The sequence below is a fragment of the Dolichospermum sp. LEGE 00246 genome, from assembly GCF_015207865.1.
Taxonomy (GTDB): Bacteria; Cyanobacteriota; Cyanobacteriia; order Cyanobacteriales; family Nostocaceae; genus Dolichospermum; species Dolichospermum heterosporum.
In genome coordinates this window covers 1-10,831 of record NZ_JADEWA010000159.1, presented here as the reverse complement: position 1 = coordinate 10,831, position 10,831 = coordinate 1, and the positions used below count along the sequence as shown (strand labels likewise).

General features: G+C 39.7%; 12 protein-coding genes and 2 pseudogenes. 4 read left to right on the top strand and 10 right to left on the bottom strand.

The annotated features are described in order from the left end of the window. Positions 1-549 (top strand): WD40 repeat domain-containing protein (locus IQ228_RS12480; protein WP_370566880.1); only part of this gene is annotated, 549 nt, incomplete at its 5' end. Positions 550-925: 376 nt separating this feature from the next. Here IQ228_RS12480 and IQ228_RS12475 read toward each other — a convergent pair. Together IQ228_RS12475 and IQ228_RS12470 are read right to left on the bottom strand one after the other, a co-directional pair. Next, entirely contained in the window at positions 926-2,278 is a 1,353-nt protein-coding gene (locus tag IQ228_RS12475; RefSeq protein ID WP_193962981.1) for a C1 family peptidase, read from the bottom strand. Between the two features lie 136 nt (positions 2,279-2,414). After that, complete coding sequence (locus tag IQ228_RS12470; RefSeq protein WP_027402439.1) at positions 2,415-2,912, bottom strand: pentapeptide repeat-containing protein; 498 nt, start codon at positions 2,910-2,912, stop codon at positions 2,415-2,417. 155 nt (positions 2,913-3,067) lie between these two features. On the opposite strand from IQ228_RS12470, the gene gcvT reads away from it, so the two are divergent. Together gcvT and gcvH are read left to right on the top strand one after the other, a co-directional pair. Then, a complete protein-coding gene (gcvT, locus tag IQ228_RS12465; RefSeq protein ID WP_071992776.1) occupies positions 3,068-4,252 on the top strand; it encodes a glycine cleavage system aminomethyltransferase GcvT in 1,185 nt (394 codons plus the stop codon). 81 nt (positions 4,253-4,333) lie between these two features. Beyond that, the gene (gene gcvH, locus IQ228_RS12460; RefSeq protein ID WP_027402437.1) at positions 4,334-4,726 is read left to right on the top strand and encodes a glycine cleavage system protein GcvH; all 393 of its coding nucleotides are present in this window, start codon (positions 4,334-4,336) and stop codon (positions 4,724-4,726) included. A 495-nt stretch (positions 4,727-5,221) separates the two neighbouring features. On the opposite strand, the gene IQ228_RS12455 is transcribed toward gcvH, so the two are convergent. The 8 genes and pseudogenes from IQ228_RS12455 to IQ228_RS12425 form a co-directional block, all read right to left on the bottom strand. Next, entirely contained in the window at positions 5,222-5,551 is a 330-nt protein-coding gene (locus IQ228_RS12455; RefSeq protein WP_228043847.1) for an endonuclease domain-containing protein, read from the bottom strand. A 42-nt stretch (positions 5,552-5,593) separates the two neighbouring features. Then, positions 5,594-5,812 (bottom strand): type II toxin-antitoxin system HicB family antitoxin, encoded by a 219-nt coding sequence (locus IQ228_RS12450; RefSeq protein WP_027402435.1) that lies wholly within the window; start codon positions 5,810-5,812, stop codon positions 5,594-5,596. Next, positions 5,799-6,017 (bottom strand): annotated as a pseudogene (locus IQ228_RS26615) (type II toxin-antitoxin system HicA family toxin). Before IQ228_RS26615 ends, IQ228_RS12450 begins: the two are co-directional and overlap by 14 nt. Positions 6,018-6,025: 8 nt before the next feature. Further along, positions 6,026-6,178 carry a hypothetical protein gene (locus IQ228_RS12445; protein ID WP_160170623.1) on the bottom strand — a complete coding sequence of 51 codons (153 nt, stop codon included), beginning with the start codon at positions 6,176-6,178 and terminating at the stop codon, positions 6,026-6,028. Between the two features lie 162 nt (positions 6,179-6,340). Further along, entirely contained in the window at positions 6,341-7,477 is a 1,137-nt protein-coding gene (locus tag IQ228_RS12440) for a beta-ketoacyl-ACP synthase (RefSeq protein ID WP_193962980.1), read from the bottom strand. A 125-nt stretch (positions 7,478-7,602) separates the two neighbouring features. Beyond that, positions 7,603-8,385 (bottom strand): peptidylprolyl isomerase, encoded by a 783-nt coding sequence (locus tag IQ228_RS12435; RefSeq protein ID WP_193962979.1) that lies wholly within the window; start codon positions 8,383-8,385, stop codon positions 7,603-7,605. Between the two features lie 158 nt (positions 8,386-8,543). Then, positions 8,544-9,113 carry a photosystem I assembly protein Ycf4 gene (locus IQ228_RS12430; protein WP_027402431.1) on the bottom strand — a complete coding sequence of 190 codons (570 nt, stop codon included), beginning with the start codon at positions 9,111-9,113 and terminating at the stop codon, positions 8,544-8,546. 62 nt (positions 9,114-9,175) lie between these two features. Next, positions 9,176-9,334, bottom strand: a complete 159-nt coding sequence (locus IQ228_RS12425) for a hypothetical protein (RefSeq protein WP_193962978.1) — start codon at positions 9,332-9,334, stop codon at positions 9,176-9,178. A 1,343-nt stretch (positions 9,335-10,677) separates the two neighbouring features. Here IQ228_RS12425 and IQ228_RS12420 point away from each other — a divergent pair. Beyond that, positions 10,678-10,831 (top strand): annotated as a pseudogene (locus tag IQ228_RS12420) (photosystem II D2 protein (photosystem q(a) protein)); the annotation flags it as partial.

Here is a 10,831-nt window from a genome sequence, read left to right as displayed (position 1 = left end):
GGTCAAATTTTTCTTTATGATCTCTCACGAAATTGTTTAAATCAAATTTTTCAAAGGGAAAAATCTAATATTAATGATATCAGGAATGGTTTAAATTTCAGTCAAGATCATGCTTATCTTGCTTTTAGTAGTGATGATGCTAAAGTGGAAGTTTTGCATTTAGAAAGTAATACCTTTCTTACTTCTTTAAAAGGACATCTTATTCAAGTTGTAGGTCTAATTTTTATCAAACAAGATCAACTAATAGTTACTATCAGTTTGGATAGTACAGTGAGAATCTGGGAATTATTATCAGGAAAATGTCTCCATATTTTAACAGATCATCAAGCACCTATTACCAGTTTAACTATCGTGAATGAAGATACTTTTGCCACAGGTAGCGCCGATAGTACAATTAGAATTTGGGATGTTAATACGGCAAAATGTATACAGGTATTAACCAGCGATCGCCCCTACGAAGGTATGAATGTTTATGAAGCTACTGGTTTAACCTCATCCCAATTAGAAACATTGACAGGTTTGGGTGCGATCGCACATTCCACGAATTAGCATAAGTAAACTACATTAGCAGTTTGATTCAAAACTAAGTAATTGGACAAAAATATTTACAGTCATTGCGAGCGAAGGGAAGCAATCACAACCCTTGTGAACTGCTTGCAGCAGCGCTTCGCTATTGCTTCATTTCACTTCGTTTCATATGGCTAACGCCACGCAACGCTTACGCAATGACATTGTGTAATTAATTTTGTCTCACTACTTATTGGGAAGGGGGGTTTCAAAGCCTCTCCCCGCACCTCTCCCTAACCCTCTCCTAAGAGGAGAGGGAAAAGGAATAACATTTAATACTGGAGAGGTTTACCAGAGGGGTTTGTTTATACATTAAAAACTTTTCAAACATCCTCTAATTAATATTTCTATAGCCAGATTAAAATAGACTGTCTAAGGTTTCATAATCATATTCCTCTAAAACCTCATTAAATAGTTCTGTAGCCCTATCTTCATCAAGCTCTAAGTTTTGTGCTAACTTAGTCCAGTATTCGTATTCTTCATCACTAAAACATTCATCAGCAAGAGCAAATTCAACCGACATTTGGAAAGTTTCCTCTGCTGCATCTTCCGCCAAAATAATTTGTAAAGCCGCATTGTAAAGGAGTTCAAGCCCGCCGATTTCCATTAAACCCTGGATTTTCTCCTCAAGAAGTTCAGTATCAATTTCATAGGTTTCATAAAGTCCAGTTAATAACTCTGATTCTTCATCAGATAAGCCATCTACAGAGGCACCACACAAACAAATGACAGCAATAGATTCTACAAGAGTTAAATAACAATTATTTGCTGCTTCTGCGTCGTCCTCTTCATAGAAATCTTCATCAAAATCCTCATCTTCTTCAACCCAAACATCCGCAGTTAAATCGAAGTCAGTTGTTCCTTTAATTTTCCAGCATTCAAAACATAAATTTGGGTTAGTCATATACTCATAAGGGATATAGCAGTAGCCTTCTTCTCCCCACTCTTCCCCCCATGAATTACGGATAATAAAGACTTCAGCACTATCTTTATAACCCACGCAAAGCATAGCGTGTTTACCATGTTCTTGCCTGCCTTCATCACTGGCTAAATCTGGCATTGGAACTCTTCCTTTGTTGGTAACACGATCAAAAGACTTAAACAAAGTGAGTCCAAAAACAAAAGGATAACCTTCTGCTAAACAATGTTTCATAGCATGAAGATCCACAGGAACTTGTTCTGGGTTTTCCCATTGGAAATCAGGAACACTTAGGAGTTCGGCAGCCTCTTCATAGGCATCATAAATTGGTTTAGTATTAACGTTTCTGACTTTACCATTGTCTGTAACTTCATAAGCCCAGGTTGATTCATGGCAAATACCTTTTTCCTGTAAACTCATCAATGCTAAAGTAATGCTACTTCCTTGGTCTTGAATTTTATTTTCACCATTGTGTTCTAGTCCTAGCTCTCGGGCATTGTAATAGACAAAAAGACGACTAAAATCAACTTCTTCTCCTACACGGTTCATGATATACTCATAACCGCCTACAACTGCATTAGCTGTACAACTGTTAGAGCCAGCTTGATTTTCTACGGAAGTCATGAAGGGACGCAGATCAACCTGTGGTGGTAATTCTGCTTCTGTAAACCTCTCACTATTGTAAACTTGAGAACCGGAAATTTCTTGTTGGGAAGCACTGCAACCGCTTAAGGCTTTCCATAGACCTGTATTCCGATCTACGACATAAGATAATACAGCTTTTTTAGACATGGAATTTTATGTGGATTATCCACAGACCAGAAGGTATAAAAATTGTAAAATATCCTTTTAGCATAGATACAAGAATTTAAGAATTACTCAATTATTCTTAACGCCCCTTCTGATTAATGAAGGGGATATGGGGTTTTTACTTACATCCTAAAGATTGACGAGTATCTACACCAGTTTTAGAATTTACACCACTGGCATTAACACAGAGCTTTTTCACCTGTACCATATCTAAAATTGCATTGGTAAAATCAGCACCAGTGACATCAACTGCATCAAAAATGGAACGCAACATCATCGCATCTGTAAAAACTGCATCACTTAAATCGGCATCTTTGAATTTTGATAAATAAGCAATTCCTTGACTAAAATCCACACCATGAAAATTTACAGCATCCAATAAAACACCGTTAAATACAGCACCACGTAAATCAGCAGTGCTAAAATTAGTATTTTCTAATTTCACGCTTGTAAACTCAATCCCAATTAAACTTTGTCCAGAAAAGTCCTTCCCCCCGACTCCCTTGTTGCCAAGAGAATTAGTAACACTAGAAGAACTTGCTGCTTGCGCTGACAAGGGGAACACCAACAATACTAGAGCTAAAATCACACTAGCTAAGATTGAGCGATACTTCATAATTTTTGCTTAATAAATCTCAACAATTCCACTACTAATAATTAAACCGCAGGAAGGATGCAGCTTGTAATTTTCTGCTAAATTAACAGCGATCTCGTAGGATAGATAAATGTTGAGATGCGATCGCACGTAAACGTCAATATAAATAACTACCTGTGGCTAATCAAGAAAATATTACCTCGTCGGCAGTTGCTCATGGGGAAACCCCCCCAAATTTCCCTGCTTCCCAATCTCTGACACGAACCCCTTTATATCAAATGGGTGTAGAACTCAAAGCCAGATTTACCAGCTTTGGGGGCTGGGAAATGCCCATACAATATAGCAGTATCACCCAAGAACACCATGCCGTTAGGAATACCGCTGGAATGTTCGATATTTCTCACATGGGCAAATTTACCCTCCAAGGTAAAAACCTGATCTCCCAACTGGAGTATTTAGTTCCCTCCGATTTAAGTAGGTTACAACCTGGACAAGCACAATATACTGTATTGCTTAACCCCCAAGGCGGAATCATTGACGACATCATTATTTATTACCAAAATACAGACAGCACTGGGACGCAAAATCTAGTCATCATCGTTAACGCCTCAACTACCGACAAAGACAAAAAATGGCTATTGGCACATCTTGATCTTGATGTAGTTCAATTTCAAGACCTATCACGGGATAAAATCTTAATTGCCGTTCAAGGACCAACAGCTACTCATCATCTGCAATCCCTAGTCACAACAGACTTATCACCTATTAAGGCTTTTGGGCATTTAGAAACGACCATTTTTGGCAAACACGCATTCCTCGCCCGCACAGGTTACACTGGCGAAGATGGTTTTGAAGTGATGGTGGATGCCTCCGTTGGGATAGACTTGTGGCAAAGTTTATATAATGCTGGTGTTATTCCCTGCGGACTTGGTTGTAGAGATACCCTTCGCTTAGAAGCTGCAATGGCACTTTATGGGCAAGATATTGACGATACCACTACACCGCTAGAAGCTGGCTTAGGTTGGTTGGTACATTTAGATACCAAAAGTGATTTTATTGGCAGAGAGGTTTTAATCCAGCAGCAAACCCAAGGAATATCTCGTAAACTGGTCGGTTTGCAAACACAAGGACGCAATATTCCTCGTCACGGCTACCCCGTATTATCATCTAAACAAGTCGTAGGAGAAGTGACAAGTGGTACTATCTCCCTGACACTCGGTTATCCCATAGCCTTAGCTTACGTTCCCACCTCATTAGCCAGGCTTAAGCAGCAGCTAGATGTAGAAATTCGCGGTAAAGCTTACCCTGCGGTGGTTGTGAAACGCCCATTTTATCGCTCAAAGAATCGTGTTACTAACTGATAATCTTTGAGGTTTTTGAGGAATAATGTCTTTTAGGTTACTCTTGTAACACTATTTTTTTAACGTGGAAGAGAAAGTGATATGTCTTTAGAATATCCCCAGGATTTTCGATACTTAGATTCCCATGAATATGTTCGTCTAGATGGAGAAATTGCCACTATTGGTATTACTGCGTTTGCTATAGAACAATTAGGTGATATTGTCTTTTTGGAACTGCCGGATATTGGTGATGTTATTACCAAGGGAGAGACATTTGGTTCTATTGAATCCGTGAAGGCTGTTGAAGACTTGAATTCACCTGTTACTGGCACAGTTGTAGAACGCAATGAAGCTTTAATAAATGATCCAGAACAAGTACCTGAAGACCCCTATGGAGAAGGTTGGTTCTTAAAAGTTCGTATTAATGACCCTGATGAAATTAATGAGGATACATTAACAGCAGATGAATATAGTAATCAGGTAGAGGGTGTGTAAATAAGTTCATTTAGGGACTTACAATTAAAAAAATACCCAAAAATTTCTTGTGGTGCGGGACGAATTGCCCGCTAATCATCAAGGACGGGCAGCAATACTTGTCGGTTAAGGAAATGTAGGTTGGGTTGAGCGATAGTGAAACCCAACATTACCAAGGATTTTGTTGGGTTATGGCTATGGCTCCTACGTCCCCACGCAAGCTATCGCCACACTTCGTGAACGTTCCGATTGCAACGCTAACGCGAACAACCCAACCTACGGTATAACAATGTTTTAGCCTTAACCGAACAGTATTGGGACGGGCAGGATGCCCATCCCACAAAATTGGGTAATTTATTTTTTGGTGTTCCCGAAAAACCATATTAATTTGATATTATACTAAGTAATTAGACAAAAATATTTACAGTCATTGCGAGCGAAGGGAAGCAATCACAATGACATTGTGTAATTAATTCTGTCTCACTACCTAATTTAAATGGATTACTAATTATCAATTCATAAACTCCCTAAAACCTTTAATTGCTCCCGCCAATTTTTATCATATCGCAGGGTTAATATCTGATATCCAGCATTGTATCTCAGATTATCTCTCTCAATTTGGTCTTGCTTTTTCTGTTCAGCACTATCATGAACTGAACCATCGCAGAAAATAGCGATCGCATCTTCCTTATACACAAAATCTGGTTTACAATTGGCTTCGGTAATTAATTCCTGGGCTGTATCAGGTAGTTTATAACCCCGTTGGTAAATCTCTTGTAAAACTTCTCGTTCAAAATCAGAGTTTGCATCTGTTTGTGTGAATAGCCAACAGAAATTTTGGTGCATTCTCTGTGGTAAATTGTAGCCAATTCACAGAATACCAAGGATTTATGCAGCTTGATTAACTGTTGGTTGTGGAAGAGGTTCACCTGTTGCTTGATAAGCTATTACTAAGGATTCTAAAGCCTCAGTTCCATTAGTTACGGCTTCTTCATAAGTGTCTCCATGTGTCCGCCAAGTTTGTCCAGGAAAGTCAGGGAAACCTACTAAAAAACAGTTATCTTCTTCTGACCATTGAATGATCATTTGATATTTAAGTTTCATCATTTTTGGTTTTACCCTCTATTTCGTTAATAGCTTGTTTTACTTCTTTTTCTTGATACTGCTTGGCATCTGTGCTATCTTTACCAGAAATGGTTATTTTTCCAGTATATAGTGGATGTATTCAGTTGGTGTGACTTCCTTTTCCCGGAATTTCTGTAAACCCTGCTTGACGCAGTATTTGTTTTAGTTCTCGAATTTTTTTAGGCATTTATTTACTCATTTATATGCCAATTTTCTAAATAAAACAAACTGTGTAAAGAAACCTGCTGCAATCAGTTCATCTTTTTTGGCAATGGTTTCAATATTGTTTTGACCACTTCTGGGAAATTCGGTATTGCTGAATTGAGGTATAAAAATTAAAAATTCCATTTCTGAAACTCTTAATCTTTGCGCCTTTGCGTGAGACTAATTCATACTTTCATTCACCAACGCCTTATAAGTTTCTGCTACATGAGAATACCAGTTTTTTCTGGTTTCTAAATCTTGAGAATATAAGTTTTTAAGTATTTCTAGTTCTTTTATGATTGATCCTTAATTCCCTAAAGCTATCACAGCATTTTGTCCACCAAAACCAAAGCTAAAACATAGGACTTGCTGAATTTTACTTTCTTGTGCTGAGGTGATGAAGTTTAAATTAAATTCTGGTTGCTGAAGTCCTACGCAGGGGGGTAAAATTTGCTGTTGCAATGCCATGAGTGAAAAGGCTACACCTAAAGCTCCTGATGCTCCTAATGTATGCCCGGTGCTACCTTTGGTGGAACTAATCGCTAATTTTGGTGAAAATAAGTGTTGAATAATTTTACTTTCTATCCGGTCATTTAACTGGGTGGCTGTACCATGAGTGTGAATATAGTCTATGTCTGTGGGTGAAATATGACTACGTTCTAAACATTGCTTAATGGCTATGATGGCACTTTTACCTAATGGTTCTGGTGAGTTTCCATGATATGCGTCTGCTGTCAAGCCAAAACCTAATATTTCTCCATAAATTTTAGCTTGTCGTTGGGCTGCTAACTCCGCAGATTCAAGAATCAAAATAGCACCACCTTCACCTAGTACCAAGCCTTCTCGCTGTAAGTCAAAGGGATAAGCACCTGTTTTGGCTAAAGCCCCCATTTGCCTAAATCCAGCAATTGTTAGGGGGGTTATGGGTGCTTCTATTGCCCCTGTAATTACTCGTTGGTATTGCCCAGTTTTAATTAACATTGTAGCCTGAGCGATCGCCCAAATTCCCGTTGCACAAGCAGCCATTGGTGCTAAAACTGCTGCTGTTGAGCCTATTTTTCGGGCTATAGCGATCGCATTCATTTGCGGTAGAGTATTTAACCAATTGTCTAAGTTTGATTCTGCCTCTTCCTGATACATCTGTCGTGCCATTATCTCCCAAGATGCTTGATAACCCCGACTAGAACCAATTACTACAGCACAATCAAACAAAGGTGCTACCAATTCGGCATCTTGTAGGGCTGAATTAACAACTATTTCCGCGAGTGTATTTAATAAAGAGGGTTTTTCAGCAATTAATCCCAGGGGAACTATTCCCAATTCTGGAAATATTTGATGTAATTTAATCCCTGTTTTTCCTAATAATAAATTTTGCCAACTATCTTCTAAGCTTTGACCTAAAGCAGAAACTAAACCAATCCCAGTAACAACAACTTTAACCAATTTTAGATTTTATATAGTAACTGAGGAGTCAGGAGGTAGGGGCGCAGGGACTGCGCCCTTTCTCAGGAGTCAGAAGTCAGAAGTCAGAATACTTATAAAATCACAAATCAACAACTGACAACTAACTACTGAGGAATTTTCAGATTTTCTGCACCTGTAGTGACTTTAGCAGACTGAATGCGATCGCCTTGCTGGATTTTGTTAACTACCTCAAAACCTTTGGTAACATTACCAAACACGGCATAGTTACCATCCAAGAACGATAAATCTGCTAAAGCAAAGTAAAATTGAGAAGAAGCAGAATCCGGGGATTGTGATCTAGCCATAGCGATCGCTCCTTGCTTGTGCTGTAACACAGGCTTCTCAGTAATAGTCTTACTGTAAATAGGATCTTTTGCGCCTTTTGGTTTAATTTCTAAGGGTATCCGTCGTTCATTTCCAGTTTGAGGATCAATATAACCACTGGTTCCCAATCTACTTTCGGGAAATTTGGGGTCTTTACCTTGTGGATCTCCACCTTGAACTACAAAAGGCTGAGGTTCGCGCACAACACGATGGAATACTAAACCGTCATAAACACCTTTTTGAACCAAATCCACAAAATTACCGCCAGTAATTGGTGCATTTGTCCCATCTATTTCAATCTCAATTTCTGTGGGATTAACTACTTCTCCACGCTTCACCGTCATCACCACTGTAGCCTTACCTTCAAGACGTGGTAAACCTTTGATTCCAGGAACACTTTCGCTAATAGTTTCTGATACTGTTTTTGCACTAGTAGTCGTGTCTGAGGTAGCTGTTGCAGTTGGGGATGCACTAGACGATGTTGTATTACTCGCACATCCTCCCAAAGTTAAAGCGCAAATCATCAATAGAACTACAAAAAATTGTGGAAATTTAAACCGCATTGTTAGTGACTGCATTAATCAAAATATCTTAATTTGTTCTTGCCCATTCCTGAAGTTTGGATTTTAAATTGTGAAAATAACTTGACCTCAGATCCCCGACTTCTCTAAGAAGTCGGGGATCTGATTCTTATTGTTCACCAATCCAAAATCCAAAATTCCTAGAGTCCTTCTAAAGATACTCCTAAAAAACGAGCTAATTCCGCACCTTGGGTTTCCAAATCTGCCAAAGATAAGGGTTGACCTACTCTTGTAAGGGGAATATCCCGTCTACCTTTAACCCGAAGATATAAAGCGCGTTGAGGATTCAGACCTTCCTTAATCAAAATCTTGACAGATTGTACATCTGAAATCCTTCCGTCAATTTGGATTTGACGATTTTTTCCGGGAAACCCCCAACGGAAAATTTTTAATGTCCCTGTTTCCCGATTGAACTCATTATAACCACCACCTAAATCCCATAGAACTACAAGCCACAGATATGTAGCTAATAGCAAGCCAGCAGCACCATATAGTCCCATCACCAATCCTTGAGGGACAAATATTAGTTGTGTTGCATCAGTAACTATGAGTAAATTAACTTTGAGATAACTAGAAATACTAGCTAAGAAAAAACCACTGGCTCCCATAGTTACAATACTTGCCCACCAGTAGTTACTAAACCGACGTGAACCAAGAACCTTTTGAGAGAGGATATTCTCGCTTTTATTAATTGTTGTTGATACGGTCATCTAAACCTCCAGGAGACCCCCACCAAAACTGTACTCAGTTTGGTGATGGGAGGAATGGAGGGTTAATTGTGAAACGTCCCTTGAGTAATTTTGTGCGCCAGCACAAACAACGAAGGGGACAGTTGAGCAATTAACAAATCTTTGATTTTCCATATTCGTAACCGTCCTTTTTGTGAGTCTAGTGGTCTTTTTTCAGTGTCTAAAACAAATACTTTGGACATAATATTTTGCTCCGAAGAGCCTCCCATTTCTGGGGTAATGTTAGCTAGATGCCTCCGGCACGCTGGCGCGAACGACAATGTTAGAGGTCGGTAACTATCTTAAAAGCACTGGTTTAACCCTTAAGCCTGTTTAACTTTGAAGTTCTAGAGCAGGGAACTAGCTACGCATCCCCTGGTAGGTCTTTAACTCTTACCTCTAACGTAGTTCGGTTAAGAACTGAGTCTGGTCAACTAGGCTTTTACAAGCCCTCACTTGTCCGAAGGGAAGTGATGGGTGGTTGACTAAACTACCTTGGACTATCTTTCTCAAGTCTGCCACTGAAGCAGTCTGGATTGCAAGTTATCGAAGAGATGACAATAAATTTTATCCTCAACTTGCAGGATTTCCGAGCGCAGGCCATTGAGAGAATTTCAGGGCGCAGGCCATTGAGAGAATTTAGGGCGCAGGCCATTGAGAGAATTTAGGGCGCAAGCCATTGAGAGAATTTAGGGCGCAGGCCATTGAGAGAATTTAGGGCGCAAGCCCTGCGCCCCTACGAAGATTTATGAGAAAATCTGTGTCAAATTGTTAAAATTCTGATATTGATAGAAAATATTTAACTTCCTGTTCTATATCCAGCCCAAATTCTGACTAATGTGATAAGTTAAGAATCATTACGTTACTAAAACCTAGATTGCTGGTTAACGGTAGCCGATCATGTCATAATTTGTCAGTAACCCAGCCCTCAAGGTACTGAGCTTGCAAGAGTAATCAAGCAAGTCGTAGTGACCAGACCACCCTGAGCCTAGTCTCATGGTATCCTTATGAGAAATGATCACTTTGTCAAGCAATCAGTTCTCACAATCTTAGCGTCTGTAAAGCTGCTAGGATTGAAGAAAACGTTGAATTCCTCACGGCAGGTCAGTAACCCATCCCTAAAGGGACTGGGCTTGCAAGAGTAATCAAGCAAGCCGTACTGACCAGACCACCCTGAGTTTACTCTCATGGTAGCCGTTATTTGAGTCACGACACCCACCGAATGCGTTGCCAGTTCCCTGCTCTGTCGCTTGTGATTAAACAGTTCTAAGGTCACTGGAACAGTGTTGCAAGCCCAACAAGCTCTTATAACAGGTCTAGGCTAACATTACCCCAGAAATGGGAGTTGGTTTCCAGATTCCAATCAAAAATCTGGTTTCAATTTTAATATCCACAGCGGTTAAAACCGCTCGTGTCGTTTCCCTCTCAGATCTAAAGACGCGCTCGTTTCCCACTTACCGGGCGTTCTTATGATATAAATCAGTAAACTCGCTGAAACACTGCTTAAAAAACGTTGCAATTTTAGTAAAAACGAGGATTTTAGTAAATGACCATCGCAGTTGGACGCGCCCCGAGTAGAGGGTGGTTTGACGTATTAGACGACTGGCTAAAGCGCGATCGCTTTGTATTCGTAGGTTGGTCAGGAATATTACTATTCCCCTGTGCCTTCCTCGCATTAGGCGGTTGGCTAACCGGTACAA